Genomic DNA, 15176 nt, shown 5'->3' on the forward strand with positions numbered 1-15176 from the left:
GGGAATCGCCCGCCATATATTCATCTCGTCGTTCCCCCAGGAACCGGCAGTACCCGTCACTTCCGTACTGATGGCTGGGCTGGCGAGTGACATTTCATTGGGGGTGCGGGCCGAATTGCTCCACCGGTTGCTCACGCTTGTCTTCAATGACGATGACGACGCTTCCGAAGCCTGTGCGAGTATCACCAGAGGAGGAATGTGGGGGCTTTACTCTGAGCTCGTCGCGAATCGGTCGCCCGCTCTGGTCGCCTACGCCTTTCAGATTCTGCAGATAATCGACCCCGGCGCACGGCTCGACGCCCTGAAGAATTCAGGCACCCTCTCCCTGCCCTCCAACCTGGCCCCCGTCAGCCCCCGCTGATCTCCCCAGCACGTCCGAGTACACGCCATACGCCCCCTCGTCGAACACGACGAACCGGACCTCCTCCACCTCCGTCGGCGTCAGACGGACCGTTTCCACGGCTGTCGCGGCCGCGTCGGCCATGGGCCACCGGTAGACGCCGGTGGAGATCGCGGGGAACGCGACCGTGCGGGCGCCGAGTTCGTCGGCGACGCGGAGGGATTCTCGGTAGCAGGAGACGAGGGGGGCGGGGTCGCTGTCGGGGCCCTGCCAGACGGGGCCGACGGTGTGGATGACCCAGAGGGCGTCGAGGCGGCCGGCGGGGGTGGCGACGGCGTGGCCGGTGGCGAGGCCGCGGCCGTAGGAGGAGGCGCGCAGGGCGCGGCAGGCTTCCAGGATGGCGGGGCCGCCGCGTCGGTGGATCGCGCCGTCGACGCCTCCGCCGCCGAGGAGGGAGGAGTTGGCCGCGTTGACGATCGCGTCGGCGCGCTGACGGGTGATGTCACCCAGGACGAGTCGCAGTGTGGTCATCTCTGCCTCAGCCTTCTCCAGACCGCCTTGGCGGCGTTGTGTCCCGACATGCCGTGTACCCCGGGACCGGGCGGCGTCGCGGAGGAGCAGAGGAACACCGCCGGGTGCGGGGTGCGGTACGGGAACGCCGACAGCCGGGGGCGCAGCAGGAGCTGGAGGCCGGAGGCCGCGCCGCAGGCGATGTCGCCGCCGACGTAGTTGGCGTTGCGGGCCGCCATCTCGGCGGGCCCCGCGGTGGCGCGGGCGAGGACGCGGTCGCGGAAGCCGGGGGCGAACCGCTCCAGCTGGCGTTCGATCGCGTCCGTGAGGTCGCCGCTCCAGCCGTTCGGAACGTGCCCGTAGGTCCAGAAGACGTGCTTGCCCTCGGGTGCGCGGGTGGGGTCGGCCACGCTGGGCTGCACGGTGATCATGAAGGGTTTCCCGGGGGCGCGGCCCTCGCGGGAGGCGGCGCGCAGGGCACCGTCGATCTCGGCCCGGCTCGCGCCGATCTGCACGGTGCCCGCGATACGCGCCTCGGGGGCGGTCCACGGGACCGGGCCGTCCAGCGCGTAGTCGATCTTGAAGACGCCGGGGCCGTAGCGGTAGTGGTCGTAGTACCCGCCGAAGCCCGCGATACGGGCCAACGCGGTGGGTGAGGTGTCGAAGACGTAGGCGCGGGCGGGCGGGAGGTCGTCCAGGCGTTTGACCTCGTAGTCGGTGTGCACGGCACCGCCGAGGTCCTTCAGGTACGCCGCGAGCGCGTCGGAGATCGACTGGGAGCCGCCCTCGGCCACCGGCCAGCCCCGGGCGTGCGCGGCCAGGGCGAAGACCAGGCCGATGGCGCCGGTGGCGAGGCCGTTGAGCGGGGCCATCACATGGGCGACCAGGCCGGAGAAGAGGGCTTGGGCGCGTTCGTCCCGGAAGCGGCGCATCAGCGCGGTCGCGGGCGGGAGCCCGGCCAGGCCGAAGCGCGCGAGGGTGAGCGGGTCGCGCGGCAGCGCGGTCGACGGCAGGGACATGAAGTCCCGGACCAGGGTGTCCCAGCGGGGCAGGAACGGGGCGACGAGCCGCCGGTACGCTCCCGCGTCGCGCGGCCCGAAGGACGCGGCCGTCTCCGCCACGGACCTCGCCAGCACCGCCGCGCTGCCGTCGGGGAACGGATGCGCCATCGGCAGGTCGGCGTGCAGCCAGCGCAGGCCGTACCGCTCCAGCGGAAGGGCGCGGAACGCGGGCGAGTTGACGCCGAGCGGGTGGGCGGCCGAGCAGGGGTCGTGGCGGAAGCCAGGGAGGGTCAGCTCCTCGGTGCGGGCGCCGCCGCCGACGGTGGACCGGGCCTCGAAGAGGGCCACGGAGAAGCCGCGCCGGGCCAGTTCGACGGCGGCGGTCAGTCCGTTCGGCCCCGCACCGACCACGACGGCATCGAGCATCGACGGCACCTTGGGACCCCCTCGTCGGCCGGTGGCAACTCGGATCAGGATAGGCGGGCGGGCCGCCGCTCCCCGGGCGGGTGGCGCGTCGCCTCTGTCGGCGCGGGTGACTCCCCGTTCCGTTTGGGCAGGCAACTCCCCACTCTCTTCAGGCAGATGACTCCCCGCCAGGTTCAGGACCCCGTCCGCAGCAGCTCGGCCACGCGGCGCGCGGTCGCGGCGTCGCGGGCGGCGGTGAACGGCAGGACGTTGCCGCCGGTTATGCGGAACGGCTCGCCGGTGAGGGTGAGATGGGCGCCGCCCGCCTCCTCGACGAGCAGCAGGCCCGCCGCGTGGTCCCAGGCGGCCTCCCAGGAGAAGGCGACGGCGTCCGTGTCGCCCCGGGCGATGGCCAGGTACTCCAGGCCGGCCGAGCCGCAGGAGCGCGGGGCGACGCCGTCGGTCCACAGGGCACGCAGCGCGCGCTTCTGCTCCTCGGTGGTGTAGTCGGGGTGGGACACGGCGACGGTCACGTCCCGGCCGGGCTCGGGCGGTCCGGCGAACAGGCGCTCCCCGTCGAGATAGGCGCCCTTGCCGCGCACCGCCGTGGCCATCTGGTCGCGGACCGGCGCGTACGTCCAGGAGGCGAGCACGGTGCCCCGGTGGGCGAGCGCGACCAGCGTGCAGAAGCCGTCCTTGCCGTGGACGAAGTGCCGGGTGCCGTCGACCGGGTCGATGATCCAGACCGGGGCGTCGCCCTTGATCGCCTCGTACGACGCCGGGTTCGCGTGCACCGCCTCCTCGCCGACGGCCACCGAGCCGGGCAGCAGGGCGCACAGGTCGGCGGCGAGACGGCGCTCGGCGAGCCGGTCGGCGTCCGTGACCAGATCGTGCGGGCCGCTCTTCTGGTCCACCTCGTGCGCGGCGAGTCTGCGGAAGCGGGGCAGGATCTCGGCCGCGGCCGCCTTGCGGATCGCCTCCTCCACATCGGCGGAGTGCCGGGCGAGAAACTCTTCGAGGGCTTCCGTGTCGTCGATCATGTGTCCATGAGACCACGCCCGGCCGACATTCCCCCGTCAGGCTGTGGATAACCCGCAAAGCGCCTGGTCAGCGTCTTGTGGACAACCGGTGGAGACCCCGCCCGGCGCCCCACCTCAGCGGCCCACCGCGTACCCCTGCATCCCCCGCGGGTTGGCGGCCGCCGACAGCACGCCCGTCCGGGGATCACGCGCGACCGCGCACAGCCGCCCCTCCGACCACGCGGGCCCCACGGTGACATCGTGCCCCCGGCGCCGCAGCTCCGCGACCACGGCCTCGGGCATCCGGGACTCGACCGTCACACTGCCCGGACGACTCGTCCGGGGGTGGAAGGAGCTGGGGAAGCCGTCGTTGTGCCAGTTCGGGGCGTCGATCGCGCCCTGGAGGTCGAGGGCGCCACGCACGGGTGCGCTCAGGGCGACGGCGAGGAAGAAGTGCAGCTGCCACTGGTCCTGCTGGTCTCCGCCGGGGGTGCCGAAGGCCAGCACGGGCACGCCGTCGCGCAACGCGAGCGAGGGAGTGAGAGTGGTCCGGGGGCGGCGGCCGGGCGTCAGGGAGTTGGGCAGGCCCTCCTCCAGCCAGGCCATCTGGAGCCTGGTGCCGAGCGGGAAGCCGAGTTCGGGCACGACGGGGTTGGACTGGAGCCAGCCGCCGCTGGGCGTCGCCGCGATCATGTTGCCCCAGCGGTCGACCACGTCGAGATGGCAGGTGTCGCCCCGGGTGGCGCCGTCGGCGCTCACGCGCGGTTCACCGGACAACGCGGACACAGCGGTCTCCCCGGCTGCCCCGATCATCGGCTCCCCCACACCCCCCAACCCCACGGTCGGCTCCCCCGCCCCCGGCAGGCCCCCCGCACCCACATCCCCCCGCACCCCCGCCCGCGCGGGCAGACGCGGCGCCCGACCACCCAGCGTCCCCGGCCGCAGCTCGTACGACGCCAACTCCCCGACCAGCCCCCGCCGCCCCGCGTTGTACTCCCCCGACAGCAGTTCGGCGACCGGGACTTGGGCGGCATCGCCGTACCACGCCTCCCGGTCGGCCATGGCGAGCTTGCAGTCCTCGATCAGCAGGTGGACGTACTCGGCGGAACCGTACGCGGGCAACTCCGGCGGCAGCAGTGCGAGTTGTTGGAGGAAGACAGGGCCCTGACTCCAGGGGCCCGCCTTGCACACGGTCCAGCCGTTCCAGTCGTAGGCGACAGGCTCCTCGTACGACGCGGACCAGTCGGCCAGGTCGGCCTCGGTGAGCGTGCCGGTGTGGCGTTCGCCGCTGGTGTCCAGGGTGGGGCGACGGGACTGGCGCAGCAGGGCCTCGGCGATGAAACCGGTGCGCCACACCTCTCGGGCGGCGTCGATGCGGGACTCGCGGTCGCCCGCGTGGGCGGTCTCGGCGAGGAGGCGCTTCCAGGTGGCGGCGAGGGCGGGGGTGCGCAGCAACTCGCCGGGGCGGGGCGAGTTGCCATCAATCAGATACACCTCGGCCGAGGAGGTCCACTCGGTCTCGAACAGCTCCCGCACACTCTCCACTGCCGCGCCGACGTTCTCCACGGCCGGGTGCCCGTGCTCGGCGTACCCGATGGCGTACTTCAGCACGTCCTCAAGGGACTTGGTGCCGTGGTCGCGCAGGAGCAGCAGCCACGCGTCGAAGGCACCCGGTACGGCGGCGGCGAGCGGGCCGGTGCCGGGTACGAGGTCGAGGCCGAGCCCCTGGTAGTGCGCGACCGTGGCTCCGGCGGGGGCGACACCCTGCCCGCAGAGCACGCGGACGTCGCCACCGGCCGGGGCGAGCAGGATGGGCACCTCACCCGCGGGGCCGTTCAGATGCGGCTCGACCACGTGCAGCACGAACGCCCCCGCCACGGCCGCGTCGAAGGCGTTGCCCCCGTCCTCCAGCACGGCCATCGCGGACTGGGAGGCGAGCCAGTGCGTGGAGGAGACCATGCCGAAGGTGCCCTGGAGCGTGGGGCGGGTGGTGAACATGGGGTCTCCCGTCTACGTGTCCTGCGCCTGCGGAACGAGACTTTCCGCCCGGCGGCCCGCACGTCAACCACGCCCCGCCCACGCGACAGCCACGCCCCGCACCCCCGCCCGGCCCCGAGCCCCACTCAGGCCCCGCTCACGCCTCCGCCTCCGCCTTCACCCCCGCCAGCGTCATCTCGATGCCCGTGCGGAGCAGGGCGAGGCGCCCGTCGACGATCTGCTCCTCCCGCTCCGGGTACCGCTCGACGAAGGTGTGCACGGGGCCGCGCGCGGCCCCGAACCGCATCCCGTGCCGCAACCGGGTGCCCGAGCCGTCCGCGAGCGGCTCCAGGGTGAACGTCCAGATCGCCAGCGGCTCGCCGAGGTGACGGTCGTCGAAGTAGACGACCTCCCACGCGAAGACCCGGGGCTCGGTCAGCTCTGTGATGCGGCTGGCCGTGCGCCACTCGCCCAGCATGTCGTTGCGATTGCGGCCGGAGAAACACGCGCCGACGGCCGGTTCCTCGGCCCCGTCGAGCCATTCCACCTCCTGAAGTTCCGGGCTGTAGCGGGCCGGTGTGGCGATGTCCGACACCAGTGCCCACACCCGCTTCGGCTCGGCGGCGATCTCCGTCACGCACTCCACGCGGGGAACGTCGGCAAGACGCATCTCTTCTCCCTGAGTTGTCGAAGGTGATGACCGAAGTATGGGCCGGAGCGGGAGGGGGAACGCGGAGGGACCCCGCCGGTCGTAGAACACCGGCGGGGCCCCAGCGGATCACGGTCAAGCGGTGTGCAACGTCAACCCGTACCGGTTCAGGATCTCGTTGATCGGCTGGAACCAGGTCTCGCCGCCGCTGGAGCAGTTGCCCCAGCCGCCGGAGGTGACGCCCTGGGCCTGGTCGCCGCTGATGAACGAACCGCCGGAGTCGCCGGGTTCGGCGCAGACGTTCGTCTTGGTCAGCTGACGGACCGCGCCCTGGCTGTAGTTGACCGTCTCGTTGAGGGCGAGGACGGTACCGCAGTGCCAGTGGGTGGTGGAGCCGGAGCGGCAGATGGAGGTGCCGGGCGGTGCCACGTTGGAGCCGCGCACCAACTGGTCGGAGACGGTGCCCCAGCCGAGGACGACGGGTACGGTCCACCAGCCGCTGCCGACGTTGATCCAGGCGTAGTCGTTGTCCGGGAAGGACGAGCCCTGGAAGTTGCCGACGTAGGAGCGGTCCCAGCCGTAGACGGCGGCGGAGGGCTGTCCGCAGTGTCCGGCGGTGACGAAGCCGCCGTAGACCGAGAAGCCTATGGAGCAGCGGACGTTGCCGGTGTAGAAGGGGTCGCCGCCGACGGTTCCCGCGGCGAGGGTGCCCGCGGCCTCGGAGACGGTCTGGACGGTGACGGGCCCGGCCGCGCGGGCGTTCGCCAGGAAGCGCTGGACATCGTTGTCGGCACTGCGGTCGCGCACCACGTCCACGACGACGGTGCCCGCCTTCGGGTCGACGTGCCAACTGCTCACGCCCGACGGTGCCTTGAGCCGGTCGATGCGCGCCTTCGCCGCGTCCAGTTCACGGGCGCTGTGGCGAACGGTGCGGACCGTGGCACCGGCGTCGCGCAGGGCCGCGCGGGTGGCCGGGGAGGCGGCGTCGGTGACGGCCACGGTGAGCCGCCCGCTGCCCGCGTCGTACCAGGAGCCGCCGTAGGCCGCCCCGGCCGTCCTGCGGGCCTCGGGGTCGAGCTTCGTGGCCGCGCGTTCCGATGCGAGGCGGGCCTCGGCCTGTTCCCTCGTCAGGCCGAAGTCGTGCCGCATCGCGGTCAGCAGGCCCTCGGAGGCGGGGGCCTTCGCAGTGGTGGCGGAGTCGTTCGCGGTGGCGGGGACGGTGCCGGCCGCCGTCAGTCCGCCGAGGATGAGGAGTGCGGCCCCGGCCGCGCGCAGAAGTCGCTTGCGTCTCACGGGAGTTGCCCTTCGTCGTTCCAACAAGGTGGGGGTGGAACAGCGGATGACTGAGAGCGCTCTCATCTGTGCGGGGCAGAGCCTAGTCGCCCCTTGATGACAGGTCCATACCAACGGACGGAATCCGCGTCACGCATCCCGCCGGCCGGACGATTCCCGGCATACGGCGCCTTCCTGAACGGGCTGGGTCACCGGCCGAGTACGCAGCGAGTTGGCCCTTCCGTGCCGGGGTCAGTCGTGTGAGACTGTCGTCTCCGTCCACCCTGCGGACCCTTCCGCACCCCCTCCCCCACGAGAAGTGCGCCGTGCGATCTCTTCCTCTGCCGCTCGCCCTCACCGCACGTCTGTCCCCTGTCGTCGTGCTGGCCTGCGTGGGCTGGACCCTGTCCTCCGGCCCGGCCACGCCCGCGGCCGCCGAGCACCGCTCCGCCGGGCAGGAGACGGCCCCGGCCGCCTCCTCCGACGGGGGCGGCGCCGACGCCTCCGCTCCGGCGGTGAAGACCTACGCCGCGGCGCCCGCGCCGTGCACCGGTGTGCCCGTCGACACCATCAAGTCCCTTGTCCCCGGGGCCAAGACCGCGGGCAAGGAGATCCCCTCCACCGACTCCACGCTGCGCCGCACCTGCTCCTGGAACGCCCTGAAGGGCTTCGACTACCGCTGGCTCGACGTCTCCTACGAGGTCACCCCGTCCGACCAGGAGGCGACCAAGGAGTACCAGCAGCGCGTCACCGAGAAGAGCGGCGGCGGCGCGGTCTCCGGTCTCGGCGACAGCGGCTACTCGGTCGTGAACCTCACCACCGAGGACAAGCAGCAGACCCGCGAGGGCCTGGTGATGGCCCGCGCCGCCAACGCCCTGGTGATCATCACTTACAGCGGAAGCGACTTCGAGAACAAGAAGGCCCCCGCCACCGACGAGATCAACAAGGGCGCCATCAAGGCGGCGAAGGCCGCGATGGCGGCGCTGCAGGCCAGTGCGGGGAAGTCGGGCTGACCTGAGGCCGGGCGTCCCGGCCGCCTCCGCGACCAGCTTGCAGGCCCGGCGACGCCTCTTGGCCCTCGCCACCCGCGCCGCACACCCCGGACAGCACCGCGGCACCCCGGCCCGACGCCGGGGTGCCGCGCTCTGCAACTCGCCTACGCTTCCTGCTGTTTACGGCCGGTCGCCACCGTCAGCGCCAGGTACAGCACCAGTGACGTGCCCAGCCCCACCGCCCAGCCGTAGTCCGCGAGCGGCTTGAGGAAGGGGATGGGGCGGCCGTCGATCAGGGGGTGGAAGTCGGCGCCGCCGATGGCGAGGACGCCGCCGGTCACGAAGGCGACCACGGCCCGCCAGTTCCAGCCGCCCGCGTACCAGTACCGGCCGTCCTCGCGGTAGAGGTCGGCGAGGTCGAGGCGGGTGCGGCGCACCAGCCAGTAGTCGGCGATCAGGATGCCCGCGACCGTGCCGAGCAGGCCGCCGACCAGGCCGAGCCAGGTGAAGATGTAGCCCTGCGGGTCGGAGTAGAGCCGCCACGGGAAGATCAGCACCGCGAGGACGGCGGTGATCAGGGCGCCGGTGCGGAAACTGACCTTGCGGGGTGCGATGTTGGAGAAGTCGAAGGCCGGGGAGACCAGGTTGGCCGCGATGTTCACCGAGAGGGTCGCGACGAGCACGGTGACCAGGGCGTAGAGCAGCCCCACCACGTTGTCGGTCTTGGCGGCGAGCTGGACCGGGTCCCAGATCGGCTTGCCGTAGACCGCCTGCGAGCCGGAGGTGACGAGGACCGACAGGAAGGCGAACAGGGTCATCGTCGTGGGCAGGCCGAGGGCCTGTCCCCGGGTCTGGGCGCGCTGGCTGCGGCCGTAGCGGGTGAAGTCGGGGATGTTCAGGGAGAGCGTCGACCAGAAGCCGATCATGCCCATCAGGGAGGGCCAGAACAGCTTCCAGAAGTCGCCGCCCCAGCCCAGCTTGGAGGGCTGGTCGAAGAGCGGACCGACGCCGCCGGCCTGGACGCTCATCCACCACAGCATCACGAAGGCGCCGACCAGGACGAACGGAGCGGCCCAGTTCTCGAAGCGCCGGATGGTCTCCATCCCCCGCACGATGATGGCGACTTGGAGCGCCCAGAAGAGGGCGAAGGAGAGCCACATCGTCCAGGCGTAGCCGCCGATGTGCGAGGCGTTCGACCAGCTGTCGCCGATGAGCTTGCCCGCGAGGAAGTAGATCGCCTCGCCGCCGATCCAGGTCTGGATGCCGAACCAGCCGCAGGCCACCAACGCCCGTACGACAGCGGGGAGGTTGGCGCCGCGTATGCCGAAGGAGGCGCGGGCGAAGACCGGGAAGGGGATGCCGTACTTGGGTCCGGCGTGCCCGGTGAGCAGCATCGGCACGAGCACGATCAGGTTGGCCAGGGCGATGGTGAACACCGCCTGCTTCCAGTCCATGCCGACCGCGATGAGCCCCGAAGCGAGCGTCCAGGAGGCGGTGTTGTGGGCCATGCCGACCCACAGCGCGGAGAAGTTGTACGTGGTCCAGGTGCGCTTGGCGACGGGGACGGGGAGCAGGTCCTCGTTGGCGAAGCGGCCGCTGGGCTGGGGAGCGTCGGCGGGGATCTCCACCCGGCCGTCGGGGAGCGTGACTTGGGCGGTCGGCGGCGAGGCGGTGGGAGCGGTGTCGGTCATGGGACAGGCCAATCGGATGAGGTGGGACGACGGGACAGGCCGTGCGGGTGGCGCCGATTGGGGGGTGCGTCCGTAGATTCCGTACGGGCGTCCGGCCCCCCTCCCGCGCAAGGGACCTGCGGGGAGGGGGAGTTCGAACCGACTGCGGGCGGTCGGGTCGGCTGCGAGCGGTCAGGCCGACTGCGGCCGGTCAGGCGTTGAGCGCCGGGATGACCTTCGTGCCGTAGGCGTCGATGGTCGCCTCCTGCGCGTCGTGCATGTCGTAGACGGCGAACTGGTCGACGCCCAGCTCGCGCAGTGCGGCCAGCTTCTCGATGTGCCGTTCGACGGGGCCGATGAGGCAGAAGCGGTCCACGATCTCGTCGGGCACGAACTGGGTGTCGGGGTTGCCGCTGCGTCCGTGGTGGGCGTAGTCGTAGCCCTCGCGGGACTTGATGTAGTCGGTGAGTTCGTCGGGCACTTGGCCCGAGTGCTCGCCGTACTTGGCGACGAGGTCGGCCACGTGGTTGCCGACCATGCCGCCGAACCAGCGGCACTGGTCGCGGGCGTGGGCGAGAGCCTCGGGCGAGTCGTCCTCGGTGACGTAGGCGGGGGCGGCCACGCAGATGGTGACCTCGGACGGGTCGCGGCCGGCGGCCACGGCGGCGTCCTTGACCGCCTTCACCATGTACTCGGTGAGGTACAGGTCGGCGAGCTGGAGGATGAAGCCGTCGGCCTCCTCGCCGGTCATCTTCAGCGCCTTGGGCCCGTACGCGGCCATCCAGACCGGGAGTTGGGCGTCCGGCTTGGTCCAGGGGAAGCGGATCACGGTGCCGCCGAGGTCGGCCTCCTCGCCCCGGCCGAGGGCGCGGATGACCTTCATGGCCTCGCTGATCCGGGCGAGCGTGTTGGGCTTGCGGCCCGCGACGCGCATCGCGGAGTCGCCCCGGCCGATGCCGCACACCGTGCGGTTGCCGAACATGTCGTTCAGGGTCGCGAAGGTGGAGGCGGTGACCTCCCAGGTGCGGGTGCCCGGATTGGTGACCATGGGCCCGACGGTCAGCCGCTCGGTGTTCGCGAGGATCTGGCTGTAGATGACGAACGGCTCCTGCCAGAGCACGGCGGAGTCGAAGGTCCAGCCGTACGTGAAGCCGTTGGCCTCGGCGCGCTTCATGAGGTCGACGACGCGGGAGGCGGGCGGATCGGTCTGGAGGACTAGTCCGAAGTCCATGTGCGCCACTCCTAGGTGAGGTACTGACAGGTGGAGCGCGGGGTGTAGACGCCGTGTCCGGCGTGGCCGGTGTACTCCCGCTCGGTGATCACGGGCACACCGCGCGAGAGCACGGTCTCGACGCGGCCGGTGATCCGCCTGCCCTCGTACGCCGAGTAGTCGACGTTCATGTGGTGCGTCTCGGCGGAGATCACCTGCTCGGCGTGCGGGTCGTAGATCACCACGTCGGCGTCGGCGCCGGGCGCGATGGTGCCCTTCTTCGGGTACATGCCGAACATGCGGGCCGGGGTGGCGCAGGCGATCTCGATCCAGCGGCGGCGCGAGATGTGGCCGTCGACCACGGCCTGGTGGAGGAGGTCCATGCGGTTCTCCACGCCCGGCATCCCGTTGGGGATCTTGGAGAAGTCGCCCCGGCCCAGCTCCTTCTGGCCGGAGAAGCAGAACGGGCAGTGGTCGGTGGAGACCACCTGGAGGTCGTTGGTGCGCAGGCCCCGCCACAGGGCGGCCTGGTGCTCGCGCGGCCGCAACGGCGTGCTGCACACGTACTTGGCGCCCTCGAAGTCCGGCTCGGCGAGGTTGTCGGTGGACAGGAACAGGTACTGCGGGCAGGTCTCGCCGAAGACGTTCAGCCCCTCGTCGCGGGCGCGGGCCAGCTCGGCCACGGCCTCCTGCGCGGAGACGTGCACGACGTAGAGCGGGGCGCCGGCGACCTGGGCGAGCTTGATCGCGCGGTGGGTGGCCTCCGCCTCCAGGAGGGCCTTGCGGACCTCGCCGTGGTAGCGGGGGTCGGTCTCGCCGCGCGCGAGGGCCTGTTCGACCAGGACGTCGATGGCGATGCCGTTCTCGGCGTGCATCATGATCAGCCCGCCGTTCTCGGCGGCGCGCTGCATCGCCCTGAGGATCTGGCCGTCGTCGGAGTAGAAGACCCCGGGATAGGCCATGAACTGCTTGAACGAGGTCACGCCTTCCTCGACCAGCAGGTCCATCTCCTTGAGCGTCTCCTGGTTCACATCGGAGACGATCATGTGGAAGCCGTAGTCGATCGCGCAGTTGCCCTCGGCCTTCTGGTGCCAGGCGTCCAGGCCCTCGCGCAGGGTGCCGCCGACGTTCTGGATGGCGAAGTCCACGATCGTGGTCGTACCGCCCCAGGCGGCGGCGCGGGTGCCGGTCTCGAAGGTGTCGGCGGCGTACGTACCGCCGAACGGCATCTCCATGTGGGTGTGGCCGTCGACGCCGCCGGGGATGACGTACTTCCCCGTCGCGTCGATGACCCGGTCCGCCGTGAACGCCTCGGCGGCGGGGGTGCCGGAGGCGGCGAGGGCGGCGATACGGCCGTCCTCGATCAGTACGTCGGCGTGGATCTCGTCGGAGGCGGTGATGACGAGACCGTTGCGGATGAGGGTACGGGTGCCCATGCTCCTACTCCTGGATCGAACGGCCTTCTGGACAGAACCTGTTGGCTACGGCGCCGTCAGCGGGCCGTACGCGTTCGGCTCGCGGTCGCGGTAGAACTGCCAGCGGTCGCGGACCTCGCGCAGCTTGGCCATGTCGAGGTCGCGGACGACGAGTTCGGTCTCCTTGTCACTCGCCACCTCGCCGACGAACTGGGCCTCCGGGTCGACGAAGTACGTGGTGCCGTAGAAGTCGTTGTCGCCGAGGTCCTCGACGCCGACCCGGTTGATCGCGCCGACGAAGTACTCGTTGGCGACGGCGGCGGCCGGCTGCTCCAACTGCCAGAGGTAGCGGGAGAGTCCGCGCGACGTGGCCGACGGGTTGAAGACGATCTCGGCTCCGGCGAGGCCCAACGCACGCCAGCCCTCGGGGAAGTGGCGGTCGTAGCAGATGTAGACGCCGATCTTGCCGACGGCGGTGTCGAAGACGGGCCAGCCGCTGTTCCCCGGGCGGAAGTAGAACTTCTCCCAGAATCCCTGGACCTGGGGGATGTGGGTCTTGCGGTACTTGCCGAGGTAGGAGCCGTCGGCGTCGATCACGGCGGCGGTGTTGTAGAGGACGCCGGGCTGCTCCTCCTCGTACATGGGCAGGACGAGGACGATGCCCAACTCCCGTGCCAGCTCCTGGAAGCGGCGGACGGTGGGGCCCTCGGGGATCTGCTCGGCGTACTCGTAGAACGCCTTGTCCTGGACCTGGCAGAAGTAGGGGCCGTAGAACAGCTCCTGGAAGCAGAGGACTTGGGCGCCCTGGGCGGCGGCGTCGCGGGCCGCCTGCTCGTGCACCTGGATCATGGACTCCTTGTCGCCCGTCCAGGCCGTCTGGAAGAGGGCGGCGCGGATGACTCGGCTCATCGGGACCTCCGTAGCTCGATGTGAGGGTGAGCCTAGGAAGGGCGGGTGGCCGGTTTTGAGTGGCAGGGTGTCACGTGTGCGGGGGTCGGCCGTGTCACCGTGTCACGAGTCCGCGCGGCCATGTTTCACCGCCGTTTTCCCAGGTCGTGGCGTGTTTCAGTGTCGTTGCGCGTCGTGGGCGAGCAGGGCGATGTGCACCGAGGCCGCCTGCTCGAAGTCGTCGAGGTCGATGCCGAGGCGCGTCTGTATCGCCTCCAGGCGGCGGTAGAGGGCGGGCCGCGAGACGTGGTGGAGCTGGGCGGTGCGGGACTTGTTGCGGCCGGTGGCGAGGTAGGTGCGCAGCACGTTCAGCAGTTCGCCGCCCTCGGCGCACAGCAGGCCGTCCAGCTCCCGTTCGGCGAAGGACTGCACCTGCGGGTCGTCGCGCAACAGCCGTACCAGACCGCGCAGATGGACGTCCCGCAGCCGTACCACGGGCGGCCGGTCCAGGGCGGCGTCGGCGCCCGCGAGGGCGTCCGCGACGTGCCGGGCCTCGCGCAGCCCGGCGGGCACGTCGTCCCATGTCTCGCGCGGCTCGGCGACGGCGACGGAGAGGTCCGGCTCGGTCGTGCGCAGCCGGGCCGCGAAGCGGGCGGTGAGCGCCTCGGCGTCCTGGTCGTGGGCGAGACTGAGCAGGGCGGCGGTGACGCCGTCCCCGAGTTCGGCCACGAGTCCCGCCAGGCCGAGCGCGCGCAACACCCGGTCCAGCAGGGCGGGTTCGGCGCCGGGCACGACCAGCGGGACGAAGGTGCGCCGGCCGACCGGCAGCCCGGCGGCGCGGGCCCTGGGCAGCAGCTGCCGGGCGGGTACGGTGCCGGAGGCGAGGTCGGTGAGCAGGCCGCGCGCGGACTGCTCCTCCCAGCTCGCCGTGGAGCCGCCACCGAGCATCCGGTGCAGGACCAGGGCCTCGGCGGCGCGGTCGGCGAGCAGCCGTCCGGTGGCCGCGTCGCCCCGGTAGCCGCACAGCAGCAGCCGTCCCCAGCTCTCGCCCCGGCCGCCGAGTTCGGCGCGGACCCAGCCGTCGCCCGCGCTGCCTCCCCCAGTGCCCGAAAGGCCCGGGTGGTGCCCCCATGCCTGCCGGGCGATGCGCTCCCAGTCGCGCAGCACGTCGTCCACGGCGGACCGCTCCCCCGCCGTGGCGAGGACGCGGTGCGCGAGGTTGGTGACGACGACCGGGCAGCCGCTGTGCCGGGCGATCTCGTCCAGGAGTTGTTGCAGCGGTGCCCCGGCGGTGATCAGTCCGGTGAGCCCGGTGCGTACGGCCTCGGAGAGGCTGACGGCGGCGAACTTCCGCCGTACGAGCCGGGATTGGACCTCCTCGGTCAACTCCGCGAAGGGGAACGGCCGGTGCAGGACCACCATGGGGAGGCCGTACCGTTCCGCCGTGCGGCACATCGTCTCGGGCGGGGCGGGGAAGGCGCGGCCGAGGCCGAGGACCACGGCGGCGGCGTCCGCGTGGTGCAGGGAGCGGATGTAGGCGGCCTGTTTGGCCTCGTCGCCCGCGAGGAGCACGCCGGTGGTGAGGACCATCTCGCCGCCGCTGAGCATCACGCCGACGTCGGCGGCCTCGGCGACGTGCACCCAGCGCACGGCGCGGTCGAGCTGTCCGGCCCCGGCGACCACCTCGGGCTCCCCGGCGAGCACGCGTTCCAGGGTGAGCACCTGCCGGACGGACAGCGCCGGTCCGCCGGCGGGCGCGGCCGGGTGCCAGGACTCCGAGGTGGTGGTCATGGGCGGTACCTCGTCTCTCGTACGGGCTCCTCCGCGC

General features: G+C 71.8%; 12 protein-coding genes. 1 reads left to right on the forward strand and 11 read right to left on the reverse strand.

Annotation, left to right across the window (positions count from 1 at the left end; all coding sequences use genetic code 11):
* Positions 1-310 precede the first annotated feature (310 nt).
* From AB0E91_RS02715 to AB0E91_RS02740, 6 genes are all read right to left on the reverse strand, one after another.
* A complete protein-coding gene (locus AB0E91_RS02715; protein WP_361774049.1) occupies positions 311-871 on the reverse strand; it encodes an O-acetyl-ADP-ribose deacetylase in 561 nt (186 codons plus the stop codon).
* Positions 868-2277 (reverse strand): NAD(P)/FAD-dependent oxidoreductase, encoded by a 1410-nt coding sequence (locus AB0E91_RS02720; protein ID WP_361774052.1) that lies wholly within the window; start codon positions 2275-2277, stop codon positions 868-870. Before AB0E91_RS02720 ends, AB0E91_RS02715 begins: the two co-directional genes overlap by 4 nt.
* Before the next feature lie 173 nt (positions 2278-2450).
* The gene (locus tag AB0E91_RS02725) at positions 2451-3296 is read right to left on the reverse strand and encodes an inositol monophosphatase family protein (RefSeq protein ID WP_361774054.1); all 846 of its coding nucleotides are present in this window, start codon (positions 3294-3296) and stop codon (positions 2451-2453) included.
* Positions 3297-3410: 114 nt separating this feature from the next.
* On the reverse strand, positions 3411-5273 hold the full coding sequence (locus AB0E91_RS02730; RefSeq protein WP_361774057.1) for a gamma-glutamyltransferase: 1863 nt from the start codon (positions 5271-5273) through the stop codon (positions 3411-3413).
* A 136-nt stretch (positions 5274-5409) separates the two neighbouring features.
* Entirely contained in the window at positions 5410-5922 is a 513-nt protein-coding gene (locus AB0E91_RS02735) for an SRPBCC family protein (RefSeq protein ID WP_361774060.1), read from the reverse strand.
* Positions 5923-6036: 114 nt separating this feature from the next.
* A complete protein-coding gene (locus AB0E91_RS02740; RefSeq protein ID WP_361774063.1) occupies positions 6037-7194 on the reverse strand; it encodes a trypsin-like serine protease in 1158 nt (385 codons plus the stop codon).
* A gap of 305 nt (positions 7195-7499) precedes the next feature.
* On the opposite strand from AB0E91_RS02740, the gene AB0E91_RS02745 reads away from it, so the two are divergent.
* Entirely contained in the window at positions 7500-8186 is a 687-nt protein-coding gene (locus AB0E91_RS02745; protein WP_361774066.1) for a hypothetical protein, read from the forward strand.
* 143 nt (positions 8187-8329) lie between these two features.
* Here the strand turns inward: AB0E91_RS02745 and AB0E91_RS02750 are convergent, their stop codons facing one another.
* The 5 genes from AB0E91_RS02750 to AB0E91_RS02770 form a co-directional block, all read right to left on the reverse strand.
* Positions 8330-9856, reverse strand: coding sequence for an NCS1 family nucleobase:cation symporter-1 (locus AB0E91_RS02750; RefSeq protein WP_361774069.1), 1527 nt, complete (start codon positions 9854-9856; stop codon positions 8330-8332).
* Between the two features lie 190 nt (positions 9857-10046).
* Positions 10047-11066, reverse strand: a complete 1020-nt coding sequence (locus tag AB0E91_RS02755; RefSeq protein WP_361774072.1) for a TIGR03842 family LLM class F420-dependent oxidoreductase — start codon at positions 11064-11066, stop codon at positions 10047-10049.
* Between the two features lie 11 nt (positions 11067-11077).
* Entirely contained in the window at positions 11078-12481 is a 1404-nt protein-coding gene (gene hydA, locus AB0E91_RS02760) for a dihydropyrimidinase (protein ID WP_361774075.1), read from the reverse strand.
* Between the two features lie 45 nt (positions 12482-12526).
* Positions 12527-13369 carry a nitrilase-related carbon-nitrogen hydrolase gene (locus AB0E91_RS02765; protein WP_361774078.1) on the reverse strand — a complete coding sequence of 281 codons (843 nt, stop codon included), beginning with the start codon at positions 13367-13369 and terminating at the stop codon, positions 12527-12529.
* Between the two features lie 156 nt (positions 13370-13525).
* The gene (locus tag AB0E91_RS02770) at positions 13526-15139 is read right to left on the reverse strand and encodes a PucR family transcriptional regulator ligand-binding domain-containing protein (RefSeq protein WP_361774081.1); all 1614 of its coding nucleotides are present in this window, start codon (positions 15137-15139) and stop codon (positions 13526-13528) included.
* Positions 15140-15176: the final 37 nt, after the last annotated feature.

The sequence above is a fragment of the Streptomyces sp. NPDC026659 genome (assembly GCF_040638245.1).
In the GTDB taxonomy this organism is placed as follows: Bacteria; Actinomycetota; Actinomycetes; order Streptomycetales; family Streptomycetaceae; genus Streptomyces.

What these genes read in the sequence shown, in the direction of transcription:
- AB0E91_RS02715 (WP_361774049.1), bottom strand. Translation starts at nt 871, where the DNA reads ATGACCACACTGCGACTCGTCCTGGGTGACATCACCCGTCAGCGCGCC.
- AB0E91_RS02720 (WP_361774052.1), bottom strand. Translation starts at nt 2,277, where the DNA reads ATGCTCGATGCCGTCGTGGTCGGTGCGGGGCCGAACGGACTGACCGCC.
- AB0E91_RS02725 (WP_361774054.1), bottom strand. Translation starts at nt 3,296, where the DNA reads ATGATCGACGACACGGAAGCCCTCGAAGAGTTTCTCGCCCGGCACTCC.
- AB0E91_RS02730 (WP_361774057.1), bottom strand. Translation starts at nt 5,273, where the DNA reads ATGTTCACCACCCGCCCCACGCTCCAGGGCACCTTCGGCATGGTCTCC.
- AB0E91_RS02735 (WP_361774060.1), bottom strand. Translation starts at nt 5,922, where the DNA reads ATGCGTCTTGCCGACGTTCCCCGCGTGGAGTGCGTGACGGAGATCGCC.
- AB0E91_RS02750 (WP_361774069.1), bottom strand. Translation starts at nt 9,856, where the DNA reads ATGACCGACACCGCTCCCACCGCCTCGCCGCCGACCGCCCAAGTCACG.
- AB0E91_RS02755 (WP_361774072.1), bottom strand. Translation starts at nt 11,066, where the DNA reads ATGGACTTCGGACTAGTCCTCCAGACCGATCCGCCCGCCTCCCGCGTC.
- hydA (WP_361774075.1), bottom strand. Translation starts at nt 12,481, where the DNA reads ATGGGCACCCGTACCCTCATCCGCAACGGTCTCGTCATCACCGCCTCC.
- AB0E91_RS02765 (WP_361774078.1), bottom strand. Translation starts at nt 13,369, where the DNA reads ATGAGCCGAGTCATCCGCGCCGCCCTCTTCCAGACGGCCTGGACGGGC.
- AB0E91_RS02770 (WP_361774081.1), bottom strand. Translation starts at nt 15,139, where the DNA reads ATGACCACCACCTCGGAGTCCTGGCACCCGGCCGCGCCCGCCGGCGGA.